The following is a 25,172-nucleotide window of genomic DNA, read 5'->3' as shown; positions in this document are numbered from 1 at the left end:
GAAGGTTGATGTCTCTTGCCGGATACCAGCAAAAGGATTTATATCTTTGATACCACCCTGCGTGATGGCGAGCAGTCGCCCGGGGTAAGCCTCAACGTCGAGGAAAAGCTGAAAATCGCCCACCAGCTGGCCCGCCTGGGGGTTGACGTCATTGAAGCCGGCTTCCCCATTGCCTCTCCCGGGGACTTTGAAGCCGTGCGGGCCATAGCCCGGGAAGTGGAGGGCCCGGTGATAGCCGGCCTGGCGCGGATCAATGACCGGGATATCGACCGCGCCTGGGAGGCTTTGCAGGAAGCCAGGCGGCCGCGGATTCATGTCTTTATTGCTACCTCTGACATTCATTTAAAATACAAGCTGCGCATGACGCGGGAAGAGGTCCTGGCCGCCGTCCGTAAAGGGGTGGCCCGGGCCAAAAGTTACTGCCAGGACGTGGAGTTTTCCCCGGAAGACGCATCGAGAAGCGACATCGACTTCCTGTGCCAGGTGCTGGCAGCAGCCGTTGAGTCCGGGGCCACCGTCCTCAATATCCCGGACACCGTCGGCTATGCCACCCCGGCCGAGTTCGGCCGCCTTATCGCCGAGATTCGCCGGCGGGTACCTGGGATTGAGCAGGTGCAAATCAGCGTCCACTGCCATAACGACCTGGGGCTGGCAGTGGCCAATTCCCTGGCGGCCATTGAGAACGGCGCCCTCCAGGTAGAAGGGGCCATCAACGGCATCGGCGAGCGGGCCGGCAATACAGCCCTGGAAGAGCTGGTCATGGCCCTCTATACCCGCCGCGACTATTACGGCTGCCACACCAACATTGTCACCGAGGAGATCTACCGTACCAGTAGGCTGGTGAGCAGCCTGACGGGCATGCCCGTCCAGTACAATAAGGCTATCGTGGGCAAGAACGCCTTCGCCCATGAGGCCGGCATTCACCAGGACGGCGTCCTGAAGGAGCGCACCACCTATGAGATTATGAACCCGACCATGATCGGCCTGGTGCAGAACAATATTGTCCTGGGCAAGCACTCCGGCCGCCATGCTTTGCGCAGCCGCCTGGAAGAACTGGGCTTTAAACTTAATGAAGCGGAACTCGACAAAGCCTTTGCCCGCTTCAAGGAACTGGCCGATCGCAAGAAGGAGATTACCGACCGCGACCTGGAAGCCATTGTCGAGCACGAAGTTAAACAGATACCCGAAAAATTCGCCCTGGAGCATATCCACATCTCCACGGGTAACCGGGTGGTACCAACGGCCACCATCGGCCTCCGAGTGGACCAGGAATTAAAGGAAGAGGCGGCTTGCGGCGAAGGACCGGTGGACGCCGCCTTCAAGGCCATCGACAAGATAACGCGCATTCCTGTTTGTCTTAAATCCTACGCCCTCAATGCCGTTACCGGCGGGAAAGACGCTGTGGGCGAGGTAACCGTCAAGGTCGAGTATGCCGGCCGGGTCTTCATCGGCCGGGGCATCAGCACCGACGTCCTGGAAGCCAGCGCCCGCGCCTACGTGAACGCGATTAATAAAGTCGTTTACGAGATTGGGGAAGAGAACCTGCAGGTTTTGGAAGCATGAGGCGATAAGCCGGAGCCGAAACAGAGCTGGAGCGAACCATGACTATTTTGGGCTGGCTATGTTTGCGCTCGCTCCGTGGTCCTCGCGGAGCGGCCTAGGGCTCTGCCTCGGGCTCGGGCGGGGTTCCCGGCCTATTCGGCATCCTTGCCTCAAAGGCCGGCCTCGGACCTCCTGTCCTCGGCCCCGCCCTCGCTCCTCGGCACAGCCTGCGGCCGCTTCGCCGCTCGGACCAAGTCGCTCGCTGCAAACAAATGCCAGCCCAAAAAGAGTTACTTTAGCAGGAAGAAGGTAAACTCCATGGGCATGACCATCACCGAAAAGATCCTGGCCGCCCACGCCGGCCTCGATCATGTAGAGCCGGGCCAGCTTATCAACGCCAGGATAGACCTGGCCCTGGGGAATGACATCACCGCCCCCCTGGCCATCAAGGAGTTCAAGAAACTCGGCCTCAAGAAAGTCTTCGACCCGGAAAGGGTCGTCCTGGTGCCGGACCACTTCACCCCGGCCAAGGACATCAAGTCCGCCGAGCAGGCGAAAATCTTACGCGATTTCGCCCGGGAGCAGGGGCTTGCCCACTACTTCGAAATCGGCCGCATGGGCATCGAGCACTGCCTGCTGCCCGAGGCGGGCCTGGTCGGCCCCGGGGACCTGGTCATAGGGGCCGACTCCCACACCTGCACCTACGGGGCACTAGGGGCCTTCGCCACCGGCGTCGGCTCCACGGACCTCGCCGCCGCCATGGCCACTGGCGAGCTGTGGTTTAAAGTACCCGAGACCATCCTCTTTCGCTACCACGGGAAGCTTAAGCCCTGGGTCGGCGGCAAGGACCTCATCCTCTACACCATAGGACAAATCGGCGTCGACGGCGCCCGCTACATGGCCATGGAATTCACCGGCGAAGCCATAAAAGAACTTTCCATGGACGGCCGCTTCACCATGGCCAACATGGCCATCGAAGCCGGGGCCAAGAACGGTATCTTCCCGGTGGACGAAAAGACCATAGCATACATCCGGGGCCGGCTGCAAAGGGACTACCGCATCTACCAGAGCGACCCGGATGCCAGGTATGCCCGGGAAATAGACATCGACGCCGGTAGCATCGAGCCCCAGGTAGCGCTGCCCCACCTGCCCGAGAACGCCCGGAGCGTAAGGGAAATAGGAGAGATCAAAATCGACCAGGTAGTCATCGGCAGCTGCACCAACGGCCGCCTGGAGGACCTGCGGGTGGCGGCAGAGATCCTCAAAGGGCAGAAGGTCCATCCCGAAGTAAGGCTCATCGTCATCCCCGGCACCCAAAAAATCTACGCGGAGGCCCTGGCCGAAGGGCTCATCAGCATCTTTATCGAAGCCGGGGCGGCGGTATCCACGCCCACCTGCGGCCCCTGCCTGGGCGGGCACATGGGGATCCTGGCCCAAGGCGAACGGGCCCTGGCCACCACCAACCGCAACTTCGTAGGCCGCATGGGCCATCCGGAAAGCGAAGTCTATCTCGCCGGCCCGGCCGTAGCCGCCGCCAGCGCCGTTAAAGGGCGCATCGCCGCCCCCGAGGAGGTAGTAAAATGATCATTCAGGGTAAATGCCACACCTTCGGCAACGACATCGACACCGACGCCATCATTCCGGCCCGTTACCTGAATACCTCCGACCCCGAAGAACTCGCCCGCCACTGCATGGAGGACGCCGACCCTACCTTTGCCGGGCGGGTGCAAAAAGGGGAGATTATCGTGGCCGGGAAAAACTTCGGCTGCGGCAGTTCCCGGGAGCACGCGCCGGTGGCCATCAAAGCCGCCGGGGTGGCGGCGGTCATCGCCGCCTCCTTTGCCCGCATTTTCTACCGCAACGCCATCAACATCGGCCTGCCCATCTTTGAGTCCCCGGCCGCGGCGGCAGGGATAGCCGCCGGGGATGAAGTAAAGATTGACGCCGAGAAGGGCGAAATTGTGAACCTTACTAAAGGAGAAACCTACCAGGCGGCGCCCTTCCCGCCCTTTATGCAGGAACTCATTGCCGCCGGGGGGCTGATGCCCTACGTGGCCAGGAAGGTGAAGGCGCATGTATAAAATTGCCGTTTTGCCCGGTGACGGCATTGGTCCCGAGATTGTCCCGGAGGCGGTAAAGGTCCTGGAGGTTGTCGGCCGCCGCACGGGGATAGAGTTCCAGTTTACCGAGGCCCTGGTAGGGGGAGTGGCCATTGATGCCCGCGGCCAGGCTTTACCGCCGGAAACCCTGGACCTCTGCCGCCAGAGCGATGCCGTGCTCCTGGGGGCGGTGGGCGGTCCTAAATGGGATGCCCTGCCGCCAGAGGAACGCCCGGAAACGGCCGCCCTCCTGCCATTGCGCAAGGAGCTTGGCCTTTACGCCAACTTAAGGCCGGCCTACCTCTTTGAGCCCCTGGCGGAGGCTTCGCCCTTAAAACGGGAAATTGTTGCCGGCACTGACCTGATCATTGTCCGGGAGCTCACGGGCGGCCTCTACTTCGGCCCAAAAAAGCGAGAAAAGACGGACACAGGCGAGGTAGCCTACGACACTATGCTTTATTCCACGGCGGAAATAGAGCGCATCGCCCGCCTGGCCTTTGAGATAGCCCGTAGCCGCCGCTGCCACTTAACCAGCGTTGACAAGGCCAACGTCCTCACCAGCTCGCGGCTGTGGCGGGATACGGTGGAAAGCCTGAAAGGCGAGTTTCCCGAGGTTACCCTGGAGCACATGTATGTCGACAACTGCGCCATGCAGCTGGTCCGCCGGCCGGCCCAATTTGATGTAATTGTGACGGAAAATACCTTCGGCGATATTTTAAGCGACCAGGCTTCCGTCCTTACGGGTTCCATCGGCATGCTGCCCTCGGCCAGCATTGGCGGTCAAGTGGCCCTTTATGAGCCGGTCCACGGCTCCGCCCCGGACATTGCCGGGCAGCAAAAGGCCAATCCCCTGGCGACCATCCTCTCGGCAGCCATGATGCTCAAGTACTCTTTCAAGATGGACGGGGCAGCGGCAGCCGTGGAGGCAGCCGTCGGCCGGGTGCTGGCCCAGGGTTACCGTACCGCGGATATCTACGTTCCGGGGACCAGCCTGGTAGGTACGGCCGAAATGGGTGCCCTGGTACGGCGGGAGCTGCAAGAGGGATAGCCTATGCCGGAAAAGATCTATGTCTACGACACTACCCTCCGGGACGGCAGCCAGGGTGAGGGCATCAGCCTGTCGGTAGAAGACAAGTTAAAGATTGCCGCCCGCCTGGACCGGCTGGGCGTGGACTATATCGAAGGCGGCTGGCCCTGGGCTAACCCCAAAGATATGGAGTTTTTCCTCCGGGCCAGGGAGATTAACTGGCGGCAGGCTAAACTCGCGGCCTTTGGCCGCACCCGCAAGCCCGGCGGGAAAGCTGAGGAAGACGCCAACCTGCTGGCCATCAAGCGGGCCGGGGTGAAGGTGGCCACTATCTTCGGCAAGGCATGGGACCTCCATGTAACGGCGGCCCTGGAGACAACCCTGGAGGAAAACCTGGCCATGATTGCCGACAGTATCGCCTTCCTAGTGGAGGCGGGCCTGGAAGTAATCTTTGATGCCGAGCACTTTTTTGACGGCTTCAAGGCCAACCCCGATTATGCCCTGGCTACCTTAAAGGCCGCGGCGGCTGCCGGGGCCAGCTGGGTGGTCCTGTGCGATACCAACGGCGGCTGCCTGCCTGGTGATGTCGCCGCCGCCGTAGCCCGGGTACGCCAGGAGCTCCAGGTACCCCTGGGCATTCATACCCATAACGACGGCGACCTGGCCGTGGCCAACACCCTGGCCGCCGTAACCGCCGGCTGCCGCCAGGTGCAGGGGACCATCAACGGTTTCGGCGAGCGCTGCGGCAATGCCAATTTGTGCTCGGTATTACCCAACCTGGAACTGAAAATGGGCTACCAGTGCCTGCCCGCCGGACAATTGACCTTTCTCACGGAAGTCTCCCGCTATGTCAGCGAGATTGCCAATGTAGTACCGGCCGGCAACCAGCCCTTTGTCGGCTACAGCGCCTTTGCCCATAAGGGCGGCATCCATGTGAGCGCCGTCTTAAAGGCCTCCCACACCTACGAGCACATCCGCCCCCAGCTGGTGGGCAACGAGCGGCGCATACTAATGTCGGACCAGGCCGGGGCCAGCAACCTGCGCTGTAAGGTAGAAGAGATGGGCCTGGAGCTTTCCCCGGAAAAGGAACGGGCCGTCATGAACGGCATTAAGGAAATGGAACGCCAGGGCTACCAGTTCGAAGGGGCCGACGCTTCCCTGGAATTATTTTTACGGAAAACAACGGGGGAATACCGGCAGCCCTTTGAAGTAGAGTACGTCAAGACCCTGGTGGAAAAGCGGCCCGGGCAGGAAGCCATCGCCGAAGCCATTGTTAAACTCAAGGTGGGTGACCAGGTAGTCCATACGGCGGCCGAAGGCAATGGTCCCGTCAATGCCATGGACAACGCCCTGCGCAAGGCCCTGGAGGAAGTTTTCCCGGCCATCGGCCGCATGCGCCTGACGGACTACAAGGTGCGGGTCCTGGATGAAAAGGATGCCACCAGCGCCAAGGTCAGGGTCCTTATTGAGTCCCGGGACGGCAGCAGCTCGTGGAATACCGTCGGCGTCTCCACCAACATCATCGAGGCCAGCTGGGAAGCCCTGCTGGACAGCATGGAATACGCCCTCTTAAAGCAGTCCCGGGAGTTAAACAAAAAAGCGGCAGCCACTTAAAAAGCCAGGCTTTTTATTTTGCCTGGCTTTGCTTTGGCGCTTGTTTATCAGGGGGCAGGGGTTTAGCATACTGCCAGCGGGGCAGGGAAGTTCCAGGCAGCTGCAGGTCCTGCTCTTTTTTAATGTCGGGGTAAATATTGAACATGTTGTTGAGGTTCTCGATCAGCCCGCCGGTGAAGGTTAAACCCTTTTCCAGGGTATGGGGGTCACCGATGGCTTTGATGACAATGGGATAGAGGAGCTTCTGACCGTCGATGGTGATGTAAACCCGCGACCCCTCTTCTTTATCGGCAATGGCAGTGAAGGCGCCGATGCGGTGGTCGTTGATGGCGATGGCCTCGGCTCCTGAAGCCCAGAGTTCGTTAACGATGTCCACCAGATCCTCATAGAGAAGAGGGGCGTCGCCAGTAATGGTAACCGTAATCCCCGGGCCTTTGACAGGACTAAGGCCGGTGCTTACCTGCAGGCGGGCCAGCTCTTTTTCCAGAGCCGTTTCGGCGTCACTATCCTGGCCGGAACCGGTCTTAAGGGTGAAGAGCTGCTGCTGGAGCTGGGCAATCTCATCCTGGAGCTGGCTGCGCTTGCTGCTCAAATTTTTCCACATGGCCACCAGGTCTTCGGTTTTCTGGGCTTCCAGGGAGCTGGCCAGCAGCCGCTGGGTACGAAACTGGAGCGATAAAAGTAAACCCAGGATTAAGAAAACAATGGCCAGGGAAACAGGCCAGTATTTGCCTCGCATTTATTGCTGCCCCCCTGCTTTAACCAGCCGGACGTAGTCCTGGGAGAAACCGCCTTTATACGCGGGAAGGGTCAGGTTCTGGGATTTGGTTACCTTGACCGGGAAGTCGCGGCTTTTTAAGTAAGAAAAGTCAACAGCCTTTTGAATGGCTGCCTCCAGGCTATCGGGGTTGCCGATGGCCTGAACCTCGTAAGGCGGGGCCAGGCGGGTGGAATTCACCAGGATGACGGTGCCGACGCAACGGATGTCCGAGCTGGTGACAATCCGCTGGCCGTTGACGGCAATAGCTTCGGCGCCGGCAGCCTTTAATTCATTGACCAGGTAGAGGACATTCTTATCATGAATTATATAATCTTCCGGATTGTAGGTTGCCGGTGAACTGTTTTTAGCCGCCTGGGCGCCGGCGTTATTATCATCCAGGGTAACGGTTATCCCCGGTCCCGTCACGGGAGTTAGGCCGGCAGCCAGTTTCAGGGCTTCTATTTCCTGCTGCAGCTGGGCCAGCCGGCCCTTTCCTTGGGCGCGATCCTTCTGGAGGGCTTCAATCTGGCTGCGCAGGTCGGCGATGGTATTTTCCAGGGAGGCGTCTTCTTTTTCCAGGGAATGAATAATATCAATGAGTTCGGGATCCTTTCGTTCTATAGCCGCGGTGGCCTGGTGGGAACGCCACTGCCAGGCTACCAGGAGCCCGGAAAAAAGGCTGATGAGGAGCAGGGAAAGATAAATTTTACGCACCAGGGACTCCTCCTTTAGCGCTATTTTATATGAAGTCTTGCCCGGTGGCAACTAGTAAAAACGGGCAGCCATAAAAAGAAGGGATTTAGCCTCTACCTGTCGAATGAAGTGACTGGACCTTCATATACTAACTAAAGCCGGCGGGAAAATTTGGGGTGACTGGTTTGGCGGCCCTGTGGCGCTACTTGTTATCGTTAAACATAATTGACCTTCTGCGGATAATCCTTGATATCAGCATCGTCGCCTTTGTCATTTATAAATTCATCATGCTCATCAGGGGTACACGGGCCGTCCAGCTGATCAAGGGACTGGTGGTGCTGGTGGTAGCCTCGGTCATTGCCGAGCGCCTGCACCTGACCACCATCAACTGGCTTTTGAGCCAGTTGCGCCTGGTGATTGTCGTGGCCCTGCCGGTAGTCTTCCAGCCGGAACTGAGGCGGGCCCTGGAACAGCTGGGCCGGGGCAAGTTTTTTGCCCGTCCCTTGACGGTCCTGGGCGCCGAAGATATGGAAAAGCTTATTAATGAGCTGGTGCGGGCCGCCCAGGTGCTGGCTAAAAACCGTACCGGCGCCCTGATAGTTGTCGAGCGGGAGACGGGCCTCAATGACTATATCGAGACGGGCATTCGCGTCGACGGCGTCGTTTCCGCCGAGCTGTTAATCAATATCTTCGTACCCCTGACGCCCTTCCACGACGGGGCAGCCATTATCCGGGGGGACCGGGTGGTAGCCGCCGGCTGTTTTCTACCCCTTTCCGAAAGCCCCTATTTAAGCAAGCAGCTGGGGACCAGGCACCGGGCGGCTTTGGGCATCAGTGAAATATCCGACGCCGTGGTCCTGGTGGTCTCGGAAGAAACGGGCGCCATTTCCGTTGCCGAGGGGGGGAAGCTGACCCGCTTCCTGGATGAGAAAAACCTGAAGGAACTCCTCCAGAGTTTATTATTACCGCAGGTTAACCACAGTACTTTCTTCTGGCCCTGGAGGTCGTAAGAATGCGGGAGCATTTTCGCCACGATTGGATTTACCGCCTGCTGGCAGTCGCTTTGGCCATTATTCTCTGGATGTATGTAACCGGCGAGCAGAACCCCACCGGGGAAAAGGTGGTCCGGGTCCCCCTGGAAACAGAAAACTTGAGGGAGGGCCTGGTGGTTGCCGACCGCCCGGCGGAAGTCCAGGTGCGGGTGGAGGGGCGCAAGGCCGCGGTAAATACTTTGCTGTCCAGGGACGTCCATGCCTATGTCAGCCTGCGGGAGGCTAAAGTCGGTGATAATCTTTTACCCGTCCGGGTCGAGGTGCCGGAAGGGATAAATGTAATTCACGTGAACCCTTCCCAGGTGACGATAAAACTAGATAAAATTGAGCAGGTACAGCTGCCGGTCCAGGTGAACCTCCTGGGCACGCCGGCCAGCGGCTACCGGGCGCTGGAACCGGTCATCAAGCCTTCCCAGGTAGTTGTTTCCGGTTCTGCTGAAACCCTGAAAAGCATCGGCCGGGTCTATGTGGAGGCCAAAATCGACCAGGCCAGCGGCAACTTCCTGGCCCAGCTGCCGGTAAAGCTGGCTGACCGGGAGGGTCGTCCTTTGCAGGAATGGTTAACCGTCTCCCCGGAAGTGGTAGAAACATTTGTACCTGTAGTCCAGGACATGCCCAGCAAGTTCCTGGCGGTGCGTCCCCAGCTGGCAGGCGAGCCGGCCAAAGGCTATGCCGTCCAGCGGGTAATTCTCCAGCCGGAAGTGGTGGAGGTCTTTGCTTCCTACAACCATTTAGCGGCCCTGGATTATATCAATACGGCCCCAATTAATATTGCCGGGGCTACGAAGAATGTTACGGCGGAGACGAACCTGGAAATACCGGCTGGCGTACAGGTCAGCAGCTTCCCGCGGGTAAGGGTGGTAGTGGAGATAGGCAAGGCTAGCGACCCTGGCGGAGGGGCTGCCAATCCTAGCAGCACGCCGTGACAGTAGCGATTTTCCAGCAAGAACATATAATGCAGTAAACAGGTGAGAGCATGGCAAAGTTATTCGGTACTGACGGAGTCCGCGGGGTGGCCAACGCCGGCCTTACCCCGGAGTTAGCCTTTCGCCTGGGACGCGCCGGCGCTGCCGTCCTGGCGGGGCCGGAAGGCCGGGCCAGGGTGGTGGTGGGCCGGGACACGCGTATTTCCGGCGATATGCTGGAAGCCGCCCTGGTGGCCGGCATTTGTTCTGTCGGGGGTGACGTCCTGAAGGTAGGGGTGGTGCCTACCCCGGCGGTAGCCTGGTTGACCCGGGCCCTGGAAGCCGATGCCGGCGTAGTGATCTCGGCGTCCCACAACCCCGTGGCGGACAACGGTATTAAATTCTTCAGCGCCAGCGGGCACAAACTGCCTGACCCGGTGGAAGAAGAGATTGAACGGCTGGTCCTGGAAGCGGAAGATAACCTGCCCCGGCCGGTTGGCGTGGAGCTGGGGCGGGTGCAGGAGCTGGAGGAGGCTGCCGAGCGCTACATTGCCCATATCTGCAGTACCGCCGGGCGGGGCCTGGCCGGCCTGCGGGTGGTGCTGGACTGCGCCTATGGTGCCGCCTGCCGGGTCGCGCCGGCGGTTTTCCAGCGCCTGGGGGCGGAAATTTACCTCTTGCATAATACCCCCGATGGGACTAATATAAACGTCGGGTGCGGTTCCACCCACCCGGAGGTTCTCCAGGCTGAGGTTGTCGCCCGGGGGGCCGTTGTGGGCCTGGCCTTTGACGGTGACGCCGACCGGGTGATTGCCGTGGATGAAAAGGGGCAGGTGGTCGATGGCGATGCCATCATGACCATCCTGGCCCTGTACCGCCAGGAGCAGGGAGGCCTGCCCGGCGGCCAGGTAGTGGTGACGGTCATGAGCAACTTCGGCCTCCACCAGGCCCTCACGGCAGCGGGCCTGCGGGTGCACCAGACCCGGGTCGGCGACCGCTATGTCCTGGAGGAGATGCTGCGGACGGGTGCCGTCCTGGGCGGCGAGCAGTCGGGCCACATTATCCTGTTGGAGCACAATACCACCGGCGACGGCCTGCTTACCGGGGTGCAACTGTTGCAGGTTATGGCCGCCACCGGCCGGCCCCTGTCGCAGCTGGCGGCAGCCATGCCGCACTTGCCCCAGCTGCTGGTCAACGTAACGGTGACGGATAAAGAGGCCGCCATGGCCAGCCCGGCCCTCCTGGCAGCCGTGGCGGCGGCCCGGGAGCAGCTGGCGGGCCGGGGGCGGGTCCTGGTCAGGCCTTCGGGAACAGAACCCATTATCCGTCTCATGTTAGAAGGCCCGGACAGGGAAGAGCTGGAGGCCATTATGGCCTGCCTGCAGCGGGCTGCCGCCGGGTTGTGAGCCCTGCCGGCAAAGGAGCGCAGGAACTGCCGGATGCCGCCGCTGTTACCCGGCAGCACCAGGGCACGAAAGGACCAGGCGGTTTTAAACCGGCTTATCACCGCCGTTACTACCTGGTGGCGCCGGGGCATAAGGAAATCCGTTCCGGGGAAAGGGGGTGATTTTTACCCGGGCCGCAGGAGGTCCGGGTTATACAGCAGGTTAAAGGGGAGAGATAAAGGAATCAGGACAAAGGCAAGCGCCGGGACCAGCCGGCCCGCCGTTTATGCCCGGGTGAGCCAGGAGGGCCATCCAGGCAGGCGGGTGCCGGAGGGTTGACGAGGCGGGGGTTGATCGAGGCATCGGCGGGTGCCCCCCGGTCTGGTTACGACCGTCAAAGGCGCTACAAAACCCGGGAGTAATCCCGGGGACAAAGGGCGCCGGGTAACCCTTTATCTCTCCCTGGTTAAAAAAATACAGGGAGAGTGAGCTCTATATGTGCGGTATCGTTGGTTATCTGGGCCCGCGCCCGGCGGTCCCTATATTGGTTCAGGGACTGGAAAGGCTGGAATACCGGGGTTATGATTCTGCCGGTATAGCGGTATTGAACGGCGGGGGGTTGGTAGTAGAAAAGAGCGCGGGTAAGCTCCATGTCCTGAAGAGCCGTCTCAATGGCAATCTTAACGGGGCCCGGGTAGGCATCGGCCACACCCGCTGGGCCACCCACGGCCGGCCGTCCGACGTCAACGCCCATCCCCATCTGGACTGCACGGGCAAGTTTGCCGTCGTCCACAACGGCATCATTGAAAACTACCAGGAACTGCGTGAGCAGCTTGTGGCCGCCGGTCACCGCTTTATTTCCGAGACGGATACGGAAGTCCTGGCCCACCTGGTGGAACAATTTTATGAAGGTGACCTGCTCCAGGCAGTCCTCAAGATGCTGCCTAACTTACGCGGCTCCTATGCCCTGGCCGTGGCCAGCGCCTACCACCCCCAGGAGCTGGTGGGGGTACGCCAGGACAGCCCCCTCATTATCGGCCTATCCAACGGCGAGACCTACCTGGCTTCGGATATACCGGCCCTGTTGCCCTACACCCGTGATACTTACATCCTGGAAAACGGCGAGGTTGCCTGGATCAGGCCCGAAGGAGTAAATGTCTATGATGCCCAGGGTACCAAGCGGGCCAAGGAAGTTTTCCATGTGGCCTGGGACCTCCAGGCGGCGGAAAAGGGCGGCTATGCCCACTTCATGCTGAAAGAGATCCACGAGCAGCCGCGGGCTTTAAGGGATACCCTGGCGGGCCGCCTGCAGGGTGACGGCCGGGTGCGCCTGGAAGGCGCTAACTTCACGCCGGAAGAAGCGGCGGCCCTGGAGAAAGTCGCCATCATTGCCTGCGGTACGGCCCATTACGCCGGCATGGTCGGCAAGTATATCTTCGAGAAATTGCTGCGCCTGCCGGTGGAAGACGACGTCGCTTCGGAATTTCGTTACCGGGAGCCGGTTCTCAACGAACGCACCCTGGGCCTGGTCATCAGCCAGTCCGGGGAAACGGCCGACACCCTGGCCAGCCTGCGGGAGGCTAAGAAAGCCGGGGCACCGGTGCTGGCCATTACCAATGTGGTCGGCAGTTCGGTAGCCCGGGAGGCAGATCACATTATCTACACCTGGGCAGGGCCGGAAATTGCCGTAGCCTCCACCAAGGCTTATTTAACCCAGGTGGGGGCCCTCTATCTCCTGGCCCTGTACCTGGGAGAAAGGCGCGGCGAGGCTCCCTGGGCACCCGGGCTGGCCCGGGGCCTCAAGGAATTGCCGGGCCGCGTGGAGGAAGTATTAAAGCTGGAGCCCCGGATACGCGAGCTGGCCGGCCGCATGGCTGCCCACGAACACGCCTTTTTCATCGGCCGCGGCCTGGATTACCCCGTCTCCCTAGAAGGGGCCTTGAAGCTGAAGGAGATCTCCTACCTCCATGCCGAGGCTTACGCGGCCGGGGAATTAAAGCACGGCACCCTAGCCTTGATCGAAGAAGGCACGCCAGTGGTGGCCCTGGCCACCCAGGCGGAACTCCTGGAGAAGATGCTCAGCAATATCAAGGAAGTCAAGGCCCGGGGCGCCTGGGTGCTGGCCCTGACCCAGGAAGGCAACACAGCGGTAGCCGCCGAGGCCGACGCCGTCCTCTACCTGCCGCCTGTACCGTCCCTGCTGGCGCCGGTGGTGACGGTAGTGCCCCTGCAGCTGCTAGCCTACTACACCGCCGTCGCCCGCGGCTGCGACGTCGACAAGCCGCGCAACCTGGCCAAGAGCGTGACGGTGGAGTAGTAAGATAAATAATTCTGCTAGCTAGATGTGTTGACCTTGGTTCTTCTTGCCAAGAAAAAGGGCTCTCTTTCCAGATTGGGAAGAGGGCCTTTTCCTTTGAATTCATGTTGCCAACATAGTATAATTATGATTAGACTAATGATGCGAGGTACTAAAATGGTTTTTGTAAACCGCCAAACAGAATTAAACTGGCTGGAGGAAGTTTATAAAAGCGGTCGTGCCCAGCTGCTGGTGTTATACGGCCGCCGGCGGGTTGGGAAAACGGAACTGCTTAGGTTTTTTTGCCGGGAGAAAAAACACGTCTTTTTTGTGGCCGACCTGGCGCCTGACCGGGAGCAGCTGGCCGCTTTTTCGCAACGACTGTGGGAGCGGGCTTACGGACAGGCAGAAACGGGTTTTTCCTTTCCTTCTTGGGAGGCTGCCTTCCGTTTTATGGGTGGGCTGGCCCGGCAGGAGCAGCTTATTGTGGTCCTGGATGAATTTCCCTATCTTATGGAAACCAATCCTAGTATTCCTTCCATTTTGCAGAAAGTTTGGGACGAAGAATTGAGGAATACCAGGATATTATGTATTTTGTGTGGTTCTTATGTAGGCGTGATGGAAAGGGAGGTTCTGGGGTATAAAAGTGCCCTTTATGGCAGGCGTACGGGGCAATATTTGATTGAGCCCCTGCATTTTCACGATATTGCTGGCTTTTTCCCGGGAAGGGGTTCCGTATGGCTTGTGGAAGCCTACGCCGTGCTCGGTGGAGTACCGGCATACCTGCTGGAGTTTATGGATGAAAACGATCTTTTTACTGGTATTGCCCGCCGGGTGTTACGCCGGGGTACTTTCCTTTATGAAGAACCTCGTTTTCTTCTTATGCAGGAACTGCGGGAACCGGCCAATTATTTTGCTGTACTGAGGGCTATTGCCCATGGTAAAACCCGCTTGAATGAAATCACCCAGGCGGCGGGCCTGCACGACCGCAGCGCCACTTCTCGTTACCTGGACATATTAAGAGACATGGGTTTAATCCAGCGTCTGGTGCCGGTGACGGAAAAGCAGCCGCAAAAAAGCCGCCGGGGTATTTACCGGTTACGGGATCAATTTCTACGTTTCTGGTTTCGCTTCGTTTATCCCAACCGCAGCGAGCTGGAGGAGGGAGAAGCAGAACGGGTGCTGGAAACCAGGATCAAGCCCCATTTTCCGGATTTTGTTGGTCCGGTTTTTGAAGAGGTTTGCCGGCAGCATTTACGATTTTTGGGGCAGGGTGGTAAACTACCCTTTTATCCTTATCGCCTTGGTTCCTGGTGGGACGGGCAGAACGAATTGGATCTGCTGGCCATAAATGAGGACGAATCGGCCATTTTAGTGGGTGAGTGTAAATGGTGGGGGAAACCGGTAGGGGCAAATGTACTCTCCGAACTCCAGCAAAAGGTCAAAGCCGTAGTACCACATTTTCAGCGGCCGCCGCAAGTATATTACGCCCTCTTTGCCCGGAACGGCTTCAGCGAGGAACTGCATCAGATGGCGGCAGAACGACATGACCTGCTGCTTATTGAAGCCTGTCAATTCCATGGTAATGGTAATCTGTGAGCCTTTAGGTGCTTTGATTACGTTTTCTAAAAATCTTTCCGCTGAGGTGAGGGAATGATGGTTTTTGCAATTGCACCGGAAAAGCTAAAATTGATAGCCGCACAGAAAGAAGATGAAAACTGGGAATTCCGTTCGTTCTTAAAAACTCGTATTGCGGATAAAAAAGTGGATAACCTGGTACACAGGTTATATAAAGATATTTCTTCGCAGATTGACTGCAAACAGTGCGCCAACTGTTGCCGGGAATGCACTCCCGTTCTGCACGATAAAGATATCACAAGGTTAACTCAAGGGATGGGTATTCCGGGTTCCGTAGTTAAAGAGAAGTACTTAAAAAAAGTTGAAAACAATTATGTTTTTAACCAGCAACCCTGCCCGTTTCTAAAGGACAATCTATGTACGCAATATTTATACCGTCCCGATGATTGCCGGAGTTATCCTCACTTGCACAAAAAAGGCTTTGTTTTCCGGTTAATTGGAGTAATTGATAATTATGCCGTCTGCCCCATTGTGTTTCATGTTTACGAGGAACTAAAAAAAGAGTTGGGCTGGAAAAAGAATAGCTAAGTCAGAAACGGCCTTTAAGAGCTTCGACGGCCTGGGCGTATATTTCATCTTTGAGAGCTTTTTCCCGGTGACCCCGGGCCAGGGCCGCCCTTGCTTCGGCATAGGCAATTTTACTGGTAGCTACAAGGAGAGAGTTGGTGACAAGTTTTTTTACCTCCAGGGAGCCTTCCTCATAACGTTATTGACTACTAAATGATATTCACCTGGTGCTTCCAGATACCGGGCCGGGCATGATGGTGTCCCGGCTTTTGTTTTCGGTCAGGCACATTTGCAAACCGGTAGGGATTGTGGTACATATTTAGGGAGGCGATAAACAGGCATAAGGAGTAAGACAATGAAATTAAAGGTGATCCCCGAGGATTTCGTGGTCCGGGAACTGGCCCGCCTGCCTGTCCGGGAAAAGGGTCTTTACCGGCTGTACCTTTTGGAAAAGAAGGGCTGGAATACCATTGATCTTTTAATGCGGCTGGCAAAGGCCCATAACCTTCCCTACCGCCTTTTTGCTTACGGGGGATTAAAGGACAGGCACGCCCATACCTTTCAGTACGTCACGGTGAAGCATGCTGCTGATTTAACCACTAAAGAAGAAAACTTTTCCTTGCGGAGCATTGGCTATATGGACCGGCCCATGGGGCCCGATCTCCTGGAGGGGAACGAGTTTGCCATCACCCTCCGCGCCCTCGGCACGGTAGAAGTATCCCGCATCACCCGCCGGGTTGATGAAGTACGGGGTTTCGGCTACCCCAATTACTATGACGACCAGCGTTTCGGCAGCATGGACCGCCAGATGGGCCTCATGGCCGAAAGGCTGCTGAAAAGGCACTATAACGGCAGCCTGCAGATCTACCTTACCGGTATTTACCCGGAAGAAAAAAAAGAGGCCCGGGAACGCAAGCTCTTTTTCCGCGAGCACTGGGGTGATTGGGCGACCTGCCTGGCGCGTGCTAAAACCACTATGGAGAGTAGAATATTTTCCTTGCTTGCCGGGAAACCGAAGGCTTACATAGAGGCTTTGCAGATGATCCCCGGAGAAGAGCTTTCGCTTCTTTTTTCGGCCTACCAGAGTTTTCTCTTTAATGAGCTTTTAAGAAGGATTTTGCAGGATCTGGGGCTTGATCTTGTGGCCGTACCCGGAGTAGCCGGGCCCTACCTTTTTTACCGGCGCCTGGAAAGAAAAGAGCTTGCCTATTTGAAGTCTCTTTTCTTGCCGCTGGCTGCCAGCCGCATGGAGTTTCCCGATGCCAGCACCGAGCAGCTCTTTGCGGCCATCATGGAGGAAAGAGGTATCAAGCGCAGCAGTTTCAACCTGCGTAAGGTCCGGCAGGCCTTTTTTAAGTCGACGCCCAGGGAAGCCGTAGTTTTTCCCGGCGATTTTCGTTTGCAGCCCGCGGAGCCTGATGACCTTTACCCCGGCAGGCAGAAAATGCGCCTCTTTTTCAAGCTGCCGCGGGGGAGCTACGGGACAATGCTTATCAAGAGGCTGACCATGCCATGATGATTGGCATGGCCGGCGTAAGGAAACAGCGGTGAGGTAAGAAAAATGGCGGCAAAAGAGCGGCAGCGCCTGGATAAACTGCTGGCCCACATGGGGTTGGGCACGCGCAAAGAGATTAAGAAGCTGATAAAAGAAAAAAGAGTGCAGGTCAACGGCAGGCCGGCCGGGGACCCGGGACTACATGTTTTGCCCGGCCGGGATTATATTGAGGTGAACGGCGAACCCTTAGAGTATAGACAGTATGTCTATTTAATGCTAAATAAGCCGCAGGGTGTCCTGTCCGCCACCGAGGATAGATTTGCGAAAGTAGTAGTTGACCTGCTCCCTCCCCAGTATCGCGCTTTTCATCCATTTCCTGTAGGGCGTTTAGACAAAGACGCCGGGGGACTGCTTTTACTTACCAATGACGGCAAGCTGGCCCATCAGCTCCTGTCACCCAAAAAACATGTGCCCAAAACGTATTATGCCGTGGTATGTGGAATGGTTACAGAAATAGATGTGGAAGCGTTTCGCCAGGGGGTAATCTTAGATGACGGTTACCGTACCATGCCGGCCGAGTTAAAGATTCTTCGCCAGGGATTGGAGTCGGAGGTTGAACTCACCATTTATGAAGGAAAATATCACCAGGTAAAGCGTATGTTTGCCGCTGTAGGCAAGAAAGTAACCTATCTCAAGCGGATTGCCATGGGGCCTTTGGTGCTGGACGAACAATTAAAACCCGGGGAGTACCGGGAATTGACGGCGGAAGAAATCGGCAAGTTGCAGGGAATAAACCCGCCAACGTTGCCTCCCGACCTGTTTTCAGCTAAAATATAAACGTTAGGAAACTTTTCCTTTGCAGGAAGGAGTTGAACCTTTATGAGCAGCGATATTACCCGCGCTCTGGGTAAAATTGCCTGCCCTTGCGGACTGGTAGGCGTTAAACAAGGGGAAAATCACGACCTGACCACCGTGGCCTGGTTTACCCAGGAATCCTCCAACCCGCCCCAAGTAATGGTGGCCCTGCACCCCGATCGCTATGTGTTGGAACTGTTGGATGCTGCCGGGGAGTTTGTTCTTTCCATCCTGGCCGAGGACCAGGAGAATATTGCCGTCTTCTGCGGCACCCATTCGGGGCGGAACGTGGATAAAATTAAGGAACTTGGTCTGGCTACCGAACCGGCGGCGGTGGTTGCCACTCCCAGGGTAAAAGACGCCCTGGCCAACCTGGAGTGTAAGGTCTCTGGTCGCTATCAAAGCGGCGATCATGTGATTGTTGTCGGCCAGGTCGCGGCGGCCAATGTCAGCGGCGATAAAAAACCCCTTCTCTACTATGAACACAACATCGCCCGCTGGAGCCGGTAAAGAGTTTGGACCCGGTAAGGAGTGAGAAAATGGCGCAGTGCAACCTGCAGGCCAACAAGGAGAGGTGTACCTGTACCTATGAGCCCTGCAGCCGCAAGGGTAAATGCTGTGAGTGTATAACCTATCACCGGAAATATGGGGAGCTGCCGGGCTGCCTTTTTCCACCGGAAATAGAAAGAACTTACGATCGGAGTATTGCACGCTTTATAGCCTGCAATAGTCGCGCTTAACATCAAAAGTGAGAGGCTAACGTGGTGGGAAGGCAGAGTGAAAAGATGGGGGGTTGGCCCCGTCTTTTTACTTTTGTTTTTTTTGCAAGCCGGTAAAATTCGTACCCTGAAAAATTCCGCCGCCACGGCTGCCCTAGCAGGTTTCTAGAATTTCCCGCTTCCAGGGAGTAATACCCCTTGATTTATTGCTACGGCGTGATTATTATAAGTGATAACTTAACAATAGAGAAGGGAATATCGTTGGAAGGGCTCAAGCTGTTGCTGGTGTTCGGGTTAATGATGGTGCTCCTGGGGCGGCAGGCGCCCCTGGGACCGGTGATGCTTGGCAGTTCGCTCCTCCTGGCTGCCCTTTACCACACGGGTCCCGTCGCTTTCCTGGGCATGGCCTGGCAGGCCACCAAAAGCCCGGTCACCCTGGAAATGGAGGTTATCCTGGCCCTCATCATGCTCTTTGAGCACCTCCTGGGACAGCAGGGTTACCTGGAGAAAATGCTGCTAGGGCTGCGGGGCCTTATTCGTAACCAGCGGCTAGTGATGGCCATGTTGCCGGCCTTTATCGGCCTGATGCCTTCGGTAGGGGGTGCGCTGTTTTCTGCTCCCCTGGTAGGGCAGGCGGCGGCGCGTACCTCCATGGCTGCCGAAGAAAAGAGCTTTATCAACTACTACTACCGTCACATCTGGGAGTACTTCCTGCCCCTTTACCCGGGGGTCTTGCTGGCCTCACGCCTCAGCGGGCTCCCCTTACCTCGCCTGATTGCTGCCCTGGCTCCCTATGGCCTGCTGGTCATCTTACTGGGTATACCAGCCCTGCGGCGAGTAAAAATCGAGCCGGAGGGAGAAGAAAGGGAAGGCTTGCCGGCCAGTCACCACGCCCTGGCCGGGGAACTCTTCCTCAGCATCCTGCCGGTACTGGTGGTAGTGGCCCTGGTACTGGTTTTCCAGGTGGAGGTCGGCCTGGCGGTCGGCCTGGTGCTTCTTGTCTTGCTGGTGCGGCACCGCTATACACCGTTAAAATTCTGGCACCTGTGCCGGGAGGCAATAGCCGTAAAGACCCTCCTGCTGGTGTGGGGGGTAATGCTCTTCAAGCAGGTACTGGTAGATACCCGGGCGGTGGATGGCCTGCCTTCTTTACTGGCAATGCTGCCTGTGCCCGAATTTGTGATTTTCGGCCTCATTAGTTTCCTGGTGGGCATGCTGACCGGCCTGACGGTGGCCTACGTCGGGATTGCTTTTCCCATTGTCATGACTGCCGTGGGTGGGCAGATAAGCTTGCCCCTGGCGGTATTCATTTTTATAGCCGGCTTTACCGGGAACATGTTAACCCCCATGCATCTCTGCCTGGCCCTCACCGTGGACTTCTTCAAGGCCGACCTGCGCAAGGTGCTCAGGATGATGGTTGGCCCGGAAGCGGCACTCCTGGCGGTAGCTATGGCCGCGTATCTGGTATGGTGACCCCTTCAGGAACAGGGCAGGGGCCATAAGGCCTCTTTTTTTCGGTAAATTGCCGGAAGCCTGTTTACCACCCGGCTAGACCCTGGTCCTTGACAATCCAGATTTTAAAGCATAAACTAATATATGCAGAAATTCGCATATAAGGAGGATATTCATTGGCTGAGAGACTCTACAGCCTGAAGGCGGAATTTTTTAAAGCCCTGGCCCACCCGACCAGGGTGAGGATCCTGGAACAACTGCGCCAGGGGGAGAAGTGTGTCTGCGAGTTTATAGAAGACCTGGAGCTGGAGCAACCGAATATCTCCCAGCACCTGGCCGTTCTGCGGAAGGAGGATATTGTCGTCTCCCGCAAAGAAGGGTTAAAGGTTCTCTACCGGGTCAAGCACCCGGAAATCTTCCAGGTTCTAGATCTGGTGGGCGGGATTTTAACCCAGGAGATAGCCACAACCATGGCGGAACTGCAGGGGCTACAGGGTAAAGTTGAAAGTAAGGGAAGTTAGACCGGGATGCAACCCCTGGCGCGGGTAACTACCGCAAAAGATATGTATCGTGGGAAGCTATAAGCTTCCTTTTCTATTTTCTCCAAGAATTATAAAACGTAGTGCGATAATTGAACTTCCTGAGCTTGACATTGAAGGAGTAGATAAATATACTACAATTAAACAATTGATTAATCGTTTGGAGTGGTTATCCTTGCCTAATAATGACCTCTGTGACACCTTCTGTCCTTCCGGCCACCTTGAACACCTGAAGGACAGGGTGCTGGATGTAGCCGGTTTATCGGAAATTTTTAAGGTCCTCGGAGACGAAACCCGGACCAAAATCCTCTATCTGCTGGCCCACCAGGAACTTTGCGTGTGTGATCTGGCCGCGCTCCTGGACACGAGTTTGCCTGCCGTCTCCCACCACCTGCGCCTGCTGAAAGCTTTGCGCCTGGTCAAGTACCGCCGGGACGGCAAGATGGTCTATTATTCGCTGGATGATGAGCACATCTTAAACCTGATCCGTGAGGCTCAGGCCCACTTTGCTGAGGGGAGATAGGAGGCCAAGGTATGCGTTACACCCTGGAGGGACTGGACTGCGCCAGTTGCGCTGCCAGGATTGAGCGGGAACTGCGTAAAGTAAAAGGTCTAGAAAAGGTTACCGTTAACTTCGCCAACCAGAGCTTAGACCTGCCCCCGGAACTGCTACCGGCGGCCCGGGAGGTCATCGCCCGGGTCGAACCCGGCGTGAATATTGTAGATACTACCAGCCAGAGGCCGGAGTCCCAATTATATATCATCTTAGTTGCAGGCCTTCTCCTGGCAATAGGGTTTATTTTTAACCAGCAGCTTCATCGTACTCCTTACGCGTGGGCCGAGTATACGATTCTTTTGTCCTCCTACTTCCTGGTAGGCTGGCGGGTGCTCACGACAGCCGTGCGCAATCTGACCCGGGGCCAGTTTTTTGACGAAAACTTCCTGATGACCATTGCCACTATTGGCGCCATTGCCATTCACCAGCTACCCGAGGCGGCAGCGGTGATGCTCTTTTATGCTGTAGGCGAGTATTTCCAGGAGCGGGCTGTCAATCGCTCCCGCCGTTCCATTGCTGCCCTGCTGGATATCCGGCCGGAGTACGCCAACTTGAAGCTAAACGGGGAAACAAAACAGGTACGGCCGGAGGAGGTAGAGGTGGGTCAAACTATTGTTGTCAAGCCGGGCGAGAGAGTACCCCTGGACGGCGAGGTGGTGGAGGGCGTTTCCTTTGTCGACACCTCGGCCCTGACGGGGGAAGCCGTGCCCCGCAAAGTGGAAAAGGGTGAAAAAATCCTGGCCGGGATGATTAACGGCCAGGGCCTCCTGACCGTCAAAGTGACGAGGCCCTTCGGCGAATCCTCTGTGGCTCGTATCCTGGAGCTGGTAGAAAACGCCGCGGCCCGTAAAGCCCCGACGGAGCAGTTTATCACTGCCTTTTCCCGTTACTACACCCCGGCAGTGGTCTTGGGAGCCCTGGCCCTGGCTATCATCCCGCCCCTGGTCCTGCCCAGGGCTACCTTCTCGACATGGGTCTACCGGGCTCTGGTTTTACTCGTCATCTCCTGCCCCTGCGCCCTGGTAGTTTCTATCCCCCTGGGATACTTCGGTGGTATCGGCGCGGCTTCGCGCCAGGGCATCCTGGTCAAGGGCGCCAACTTCCTGGACGCCCTGACCGGGCTGCATACCGTGGTTTTTGATAAAACCGGTACCCTGACGAAAGGAGTTTTCCGGGTTACGCAGGTGGTTCCATCCAACGGTTTTCAGGAAAATGAACTCCTGGCAGCTGCTGCTGCCGCCGAGGTCTACTCCAGCCATCCCATCGCCCAGTCCATCCGGGCGGCCTACGGGCAGGAGATTGACTCCGAGAGGGTCAGCGAGTACCAGGAAATTCCCGGCCACGGCATCAGCGCCGTGGTCGACGGGAAAAGGGTCCTGGCCGGCAACGACCGCCTGCTGCACCGGGAAGGAATCGCTCACGAGGTTTGCAATGTGGCAGGCACCGGTGTCCACGTGGCCATTGACGGTACCTTTGCCGGCTACATCGTCATTGCCGACGAGGTGAAGCCTGATGCCAGGGAGGCTATTACCAGGCTTAAGGAGCTGGGTATAAAGAAAATAGTGATGCTTACCGGGGACGAGGAGGCGGTGGCCCGCCGGGTGGCTGAGGAAGTGGGCGTCGACGCTTACTTTGCCGAGCTCCTGCCGGAAGGCAAGGTGGCGAAGGTGGAGGAATTGCAGGCTGCTCTGCCTGACCGCCGCCGGAAACTCGCCTTCGTGGGTGACGGCATCAACGACGCCCCGGTCATCACCAGGGCCGACGTGGGGGTGGCCATGGGCGGCCTGGGGAGCGATGCCGCCATCGAGGCCGCCGATGTGGTTCTCATGGAGGATGCTCCTTTCAAACTGGCCACGGCTGTGGAAATTAGCCGGCATACGGCCCGGATCGTGAAACAAAATGTGGCCCTGGCCTTAGGCGTAAAGGCCTTTTTCCTTGGCCTGGGGACTTTTGGTGTAGCCACCATCTGGGAGGCTGTTTTCGCTGACGTAGGTGTCACCCTGCTGGCCGTTTTTAATGCTACCAGGACCTTAAGATATGGAAGCAGGGGTTGTGGCTATGGCAGTTGCAGCGGGCGTAACTATGGTGAAAATAATTAACGGCGGGCAAAAAAGTCCCGAACCAGACCAGTTCGGGACCATGATTATTAAAAATTCATGCCGCAAGCTGCTTTATCCTGGCCTCAATGAGCTCGGGAGTCAACCCCGGGAGGGCCAGGACTTCAGTAACCCTGCCGCCATGTATTAAAACCAGGCAGGGGTCGCCCGTAAGACCCAGGCGCAGGGCCATACTCTTGCCTTTATAGACATCGATCTTGCTCAACTTGATTTCCGGATGTTTTTGCAGGATAGCTTCAACTACAGTCATCATCTCGCGGCAGCGGGCATCGGTAGGATCGTAGCAGAATACCAGCTGCGGCCCTTTGACTTCCCGGAATTCCCGGGCAAAATACTCGCTTTCCGCAATGTAGCGTTCCGCCATAAAACCGGCAATGGCCCCGTCACCCACGGCCGTGGCCACCTGCCGCAAGACTTTATCCCGCACATCCCCGGCGGCAAAGACGCCCGGGATATTGGTCTCCATTTGCTCATTGGTAATGATGTAACCGCGCTCATTCATATTGATTATACCGCGGAAGAGATCGGTGTTGGGCAGGTAGCCGATAAAGAGGAAGCAGCCGTCGACTTTTACGGGAATCCTCTCCCCAGTCTTGACGTTCTTTAGAATTACTGTGTCCAGGCGCTCGCTCCCGGCAAACTCTTCGACTACAGTGTTCCAGATAAAATGCAGTTTTTCATTCTGCCGCGCCTGCTCCTGGGCCACCTTGTTGGCGTCCATAATGCCTACATCGTGGATAACAGAGATATACACCTTGCTGGCAAATTTAGTCAAGAAGATGGCTTCTTCAATGGCGGCATCGCCGCTGCCGATCACCATTACCTCCTTGCCGGTGTAATAAGCCGCGTCACAGGTGGCACAGAAGGAAATGCCTTTGTCGTAGAGGAACTTCTCCTCACCCTTGGCTCCGGTCAGGCGCGGCTTGCCGCCGGTAGCGATAATCACCGCTTTGGCATGGTAATCGGTGCGAAAGGTCTTGACGACCTTGGTTTCCCCCTCCAGTTCTACCCCCTGGACCTCGGCCAGCTTGACCTTGACGTTGAATTTCTTGGCCTGGCGTTCAAAAAGTTGCATCAGGCCCAAGCCCGTGTTCCCCTCGGGAAAACCGGGGTAATTCTCAATCTCATTGGTATAGGTAGCCAGGCCGCCCGGCAGGGACTTTTCGATCATAATGGTTTTCAGGCGGGCGCGTCCGGCATAAATAGCGGCCGTCATCCCCGCAGCGCCGCCGCCGATAACCACCACATCGTAGTTTTCAACCTTCTTTTCCCGCATCTTCTCATGCACCCCTTTCTCTTAAGAGCGGGGCAGTGGAGCTAACCCCTGTGCCCCGCTTGTTTAATTAAGCCCACCAGTCCAGGTTAAATCATCCGGGTTAAATCAGATACTTGGTTAAAATTTTCGATCCAAAGAAAGCACCCGCCAGCAGGAAAATACCAAACACCCAACCATGAAGCGACATCGTAGCCGTGCCGCTAAATAATGCACCGATGTTTCAGCCATAGGCTATCCTGGCGCCGTAGCCCATCAACAAGCCCCCGGCTACAGCACCGACAACCTGCTTGTAATTCTTAATCTTTTTAATGCGAAACTGGGAAGCCAGCAGTGTCGCCAGGAGGGCTCCCAGGATGATGCCCACATCAAGGATGGAACCCCCGTCATTCAGGAAACCACCGGCCAGCATTTTGGCGTTGGCCTCTGACTGGTAGAAGGCCCACTTCTCCGGGTGCAGGCCTAGAGCCTGGCCGATCCAGGCACCCCAGTTGGCAAAGGCGGTGGTGATACCCCACGGCGCACCAAAGGTGGCAAAGTGGGCAATATTGAGGACGCCTAGAAAAATACCCCCCAGCCAGTAAGGAAACGGGTCTTTTAGCAGGGCGTTTTTGAGTTTCAGCACCTCTTCCTGATACCTGCTCATCG

At 57.2% G+C, this 25,172-nt stretch carries 23 protein-coding genes and 1 pseudogene; 20 read left to right on the top strand and 4 right to left on the bottom strand.

Going from position 1 to position 25,172, the window contains the following annotated elements:
- The first annotated feature begins 15 nt into the window (after positions 1–15).
- The 5 genes from MOMUL_RS00780 to cimA all read left to right on the top strand — a co-directional run bounded on the left by MOMUL_RS00780 (position 16) and on the right by cimA (position 6,282).
- Complete coding sequence (locus tag MOMUL_RS00780) at positions 16–1,563, top strand: 2-isopropylmalate synthase (protein ID WP_062280281.1); 1,548 nt, start codon at positions 16–18, stop codon at positions 1,561–1,563.
- A 297-nt stretch (positions 1,564–1,860) separates the two neighbouring features.
- Positions 1,861–3,126, top strand: coding sequence for a 3-isopropylmalate dehydratase large subunit (gene leuC, locus MOMUL_RS00775; protein WP_062280278.1), 1,266 nt, complete (start codon positions 1,861–1,863; stop codon positions 3,124–3,126).
- Positions 3,123–3,623 carry a 3-isopropylmalate dehydratase small subunit gene (locus MOMUL_RS00770; RefSeq protein WP_062280275.1) on the top strand — a complete coding sequence of 167 codons (501 nt, stop codon included), beginning with the start codon at positions 3,123–3,125 and terminating at the stop codon, positions 3,621–3,623. Before leuC ends, MOMUL_RS00770 begins: the two co-directional genes overlap by 4 nt.
- Positions 3,616–4,689, top strand: coding sequence for a 3-isopropylmalate dehydrogenase (gene leuB, locus MOMUL_RS00765; RefSeq protein ID WP_062280272.1), 1,074 nt, complete (start codon positions 3,616–3,618; stop codon positions 4,687–4,689). Before MOMUL_RS00770 ends, leuB begins: the two co-directional genes overlap by 8 nt.
- Positions 4,690–4,692: 3 nt before the next feature.
- Positions 4,693–6,282: a citramalate synthase gene (cimA, locus tag MOMUL_RS00760; protein WP_062280270.1), complete on the top strand. Its 1,590-nt coding sequence runs from the start codon at positions 4,693–4,695 to the stop codon at positions 6,280–6,282.
- A 13-nt stretch (positions 6,283–6,295) separates the two neighbouring features.
- On the opposite strand, the gene MOMUL_RS00755 is transcribed toward cimA, so the two are convergent.
- Complete coding sequence (locus MOMUL_RS00755) at positions 6,296–7,021, bottom strand: DUF881 domain-containing protein (protein ID WP_062280267.1); 726 nt, start codon at positions 7,019–7,021, stop codon at positions 6,296–6,298.
- On the bottom strand, positions 7,022–7,756 hold the full coding sequence (locus tag MOMUL_RS00750; protein ID WP_062280264.1) for a DUF881 domain-containing protein: 735 nt from the start codon (positions 7,754–7,756) through the stop codon (positions 7,022–7,024).
- 155 nt (positions 7,757–7,911) lie between these two features.
- Between MOMUL_RS00750 and cdaA the strand changes: the two genes are divergently transcribed.
- The 15 genes from cdaA to MOMUL_RS00685 all read left to right on the top strand — a co-directional run bounded on the left by cdaA (position 7,912) and on the right by MOMUL_RS00685 (position 23,233).
- The gene (gene cdaA / locus MOMUL_RS00745; RefSeq protein ID WP_106007069.1) at positions 7,912–8,745 is read left to right on the top strand and encodes a diadenylate cyclase CdaA; all 834 of its coding nucleotides are present in this window, start codon (positions 7,912–7,914) and stop codon (positions 8,743–8,745) included.
- A gap of 2 nt (positions 8,746–8,747) precedes the next feature.
- Positions 8,748–9,713, top strand: a complete 966-nt coding sequence (locus MOMUL_RS00740; protein ID WP_062280262.1) for a CdaR family protein — start codon at positions 8,748–8,750, stop codon at positions 9,711–9,713.
- A gap of 50 nt (positions 9,714–9,763) precedes the next feature.
- Entirely contained in the window at positions 9,764–11,098 is a 1,335-nt protein-coding gene (gene glmM / locus MOMUL_RS00735; RefSeq protein ID WP_062280259.1) for a phosphoglucosamine mutase, read from the top strand.
- Complete coding sequence (locus MOMUL_RS16490) at positions 11,095–11,259, top strand: hypothetical protein (RefSeq protein ID WP_161484944.1); 165 nt, start codon at positions 11,095–11,097, stop codon at positions 11,257–11,259. The genes glmM and MOMUL_RS16490 overlap by 4 nt, the downstream gene beginning before the upstream one ends.
- A 314-nt stretch (positions 11,260–11,573) precedes the next feature.
- Positions 11,574–13,394, top strand: a complete 1,821-nt coding sequence (gene glmS, locus MOMUL_RS00730; RefSeq protein ID WP_062280256.1) for a glutamine--fructose-6-phosphate transaminase (isomerizing) — start codon at positions 11,574–11,576, stop codon at positions 13,392–13,394.
- Positions 13,395–13,550: 156 nt separating this feature from the next.
- Positions 13,551–14,972 (top strand): ATP-binding protein, encoded by a 1,422-nt coding sequence (locus MOMUL_RS00725; RefSeq protein ID WP_062280253.1) that lies wholly within the window; start codon positions 13,551–13,553, stop codon positions 14,970–14,972.
- A 54-nt stretch (positions 14,973–15,026) separates the two neighbouring features.
- The gene (locus MOMUL_RS00720; RefSeq protein WP_084785369.1) at positions 15,027–15,539 is read left to right on the top strand and encodes a YkgJ family cysteine cluster protein; all 513 of its coding nucleotides are present in this window, start codon (positions 15,027–15,029) and stop codon (positions 15,537–15,539) included.
- A 334-nt stretch (positions 15,540–15,873) separates the two neighbouring features.
- On the top strand, positions 15,874–17,034 hold the full coding sequence (gene truD, locus MOMUL_RS00715) for a tRNA pseudouridine(13) synthase TruD (RefSeq protein WP_062280248.1): 1,161 nt from the start codon (positions 15,874–15,876) through the stop codon (positions 17,032–17,034).
- 45 nt (positions 17,035–17,079) lie between these two features.
- Positions 17,080–17,850: a pseudouridine synthase gene (locus MOMUL_RS00710; RefSeq protein ID WP_062280245.1), complete on the top strand. Its 771-nt coding sequence runs from the start codon at positions 17,080–17,082 to the stop codon at positions 17,848–17,850.
- A 42-nt stretch (positions 17,851–17,892) separates the two neighbouring features.
- Positions 17,893–18,378 (top strand): flavin reductase family protein, encoded by a 486-nt coding sequence (locus MOMUL_RS00705; protein ID WP_062280242.1) that lies wholly within the window; start codon positions 17,893–17,895, stop codon positions 18,376–18,378.
- A 29-nt stretch (positions 18,379–18,407) separates the two neighbouring features.
- Positions 18,408–18,608 (top strand): DUF6485 family protein, encoded by a 201-nt coding sequence (locus MOMUL_RS17145; RefSeq protein ID WP_084785368.1) that lies wholly within the window; start codon positions 18,408–18,410, stop codon positions 18,606–18,608.
- Between the two features lie 240 nt (positions 18,609–18,848).
- The gene (locus MOMUL_RS00700; protein WP_153018185.1) at positions 18,849–20,060 is read left to right on the top strand and encodes a DUF401 family protein; all 1,212 of its coding nucleotides are present in this window, start codon (positions 18,849–18,851) and stop codon (positions 20,058–20,060) included.
- 155 nt (positions 20,061–20,215) lie between these two features.
- Positions 20,216–20,560 (top strand): ArsR/SmtB family transcription factor, encoded by a 345-nt coding sequence (locus tag MOMUL_RS00695; protein WP_062280239.1) that lies wholly within the window; start codon positions 20,216–20,218, stop codon positions 20,558–20,560.
- A gap of 193 nt (positions 20,561–20,753) precedes the next feature.
- Positions 20,754–21,101: an ArsR/SmtB family transcription factor gene (locus MOMUL_RS00690; RefSeq protein WP_141304769.1), complete on the top strand. Its 348-nt coding sequence runs from the start codon at positions 20,754–20,756 to the stop codon at positions 21,099–21,101.
- Between the two features lie 11 nt (positions 21,102–21,112).
- Complete coding sequence (locus MOMUL_RS00685; protein WP_062280237.1) at positions 21,113–23,233, top strand: heavy metal translocating P-type ATPase; 2,121 nt, start codon at positions 21,113–21,115, stop codon at positions 23,231–23,233.
- Between the two features lie 55 nt (positions 23,234–23,288).
- On the opposite strand, the gene trxB is transcribed toward MOMUL_RS00685, so the two are convergent.
- Positions 23,289–24,527, bottom strand: a complete 1,239-nt coding sequence (trxB, locus tag MOMUL_RS00680) for a thioredoxin-disulfide reductase (protein ID WP_062280234.1) — start codon at positions 24,525–24,527, stop codon at positions 23,289–23,291.
- A 100-nt stretch (positions 24,528–24,627) separates the two neighbouring features.
- Positions 24,628–25,170, bottom strand: a pseudogene (locus MOMUL_RS00675) (YeeE/YedE thiosulfate transporter family protein).
- Between the last annotated feature and the right edge of the window lie 2 nt (positions 25,171–25,172).

The sequence above is a fragment of the Moorella mulderi DSM 14980 genome, from assembly GCF_001594015.1.
Lineage (GTDB): Bacteria > Bacillota > DSM-521 > Neomoorellales > Neomoorellaceae > Neomoorella > Neomoorella mulderi.
Note: the sequence above shows the minus strand (reverse complement) of the source record. Positions and strands in the feature narration are given on the sequence as shown.

Bases quoted from the DNA above. Each gene is read 5' to 3' on its own strand.
- MOMUL_RS00685 (WP_062280237.1), top strand. From the start codon at position 21,113: ATGCGTTACACCCTGGAGGGACTGGACTGCGCCAGTTGCGCTGCCAGG.
- truD (WP_062280248.1), top strand. From the start codon at position 15,874: ATGAAATTAAAGGTGATCCCCGAGGATTTCGTGGTCCGGGAACTGGCC.
- MOMUL_RS00705 (WP_062280242.1), top strand. From the start codon at position 17,893: ATGAGCAGCGATATTACCCGCGCTCTGGGTAAAATTGCCTGCCCTTGC.
- leuB (WP_062280272.1), top strand. From the start codon at position 3,616: ATGTATAAAATTGCCGTTTTGCCCGGTGACGGCATTGGTCCCGAGATT.
- leuC (WP_062280278.1), top strand. From the start codon at position 1,861: ATGGGCATGACCATCACCGAAAAGATCCTGGCCGCCCACGCCGGCCTC.
- MOMUL_RS00755 (WP_062280267.1), bottom strand. From the start codon at position 7,021: ATGCGAGGCAAATACTGGCCTGTTTCCCTGGCCATTGTTTTCTTAATC.
- MOMUL_RS00740 (WP_062280262.1), top strand. From the start codon at position 8,748: ATGCGGGAGCATTTTCGCCACGATTGGATTTACCGCCTGCTGGCAGTC.
- glmM (WP_062280259.1), top strand. From the start codon at position 9,764: ATGGCAAAGTTATTCGGTACTGACGGAGTCCGCGGGGTGGCCAACGCC.
- MOMUL_RS00710 (WP_062280245.1), top strand. From the start codon at position 17,080: ATGGCGGCAAAAGAGCGGCAGCGCCTGGATAAACTGCTGGCCCACATG.
- glmS (WP_062280256.1), top strand. From the start codon at position 11,574: ATGTGCGGTATCGTTGGTTATCTGGGCCCGCGCCCGGCGGTCCCTATA.
- MOMUL_RS00770 (WP_062280275.1), top strand. From the start codon at position 3,123: ATGATCATTCAGGGTAAATGCCACACCTTCGGCAACGACATCGACACC.
- cimA (WP_062280270.1), top strand. From the start codon at position 4,693: ATGCCGGAAAAGATCTATGTCTACGACACTACCCTCCGGGACGGCAGC.
- trxB (WP_062280234.1), bottom strand. From the start codon at position 24,527: ATGCGGGAAAAGAAGGTTGAAAACTACGATGTGGTGGTTATCGGCGGC.
- MOMUL_RS00725 (WP_062280253.1), top strand. From the start codon at position 13,551: ATGGTTTTTGTAAACCGCCAAACAGAATTAAACTGGCTGGAGGAAGTT.
- MOMUL_RS00720 (WP_084785369.1), top strand. From the start codon at position 15,027: ATGATGGTTTTTGCAATTGCACCGGAAAAGCTAAAATTGATAGCCGCA.
- MOMUL_RS17145 (WP_084785368.1), top strand. From the start codon at position 18,408: ATGGCGCAGTGCAACCTGCAGGCCAACAAGGAGAGGTGTACCTGTACC.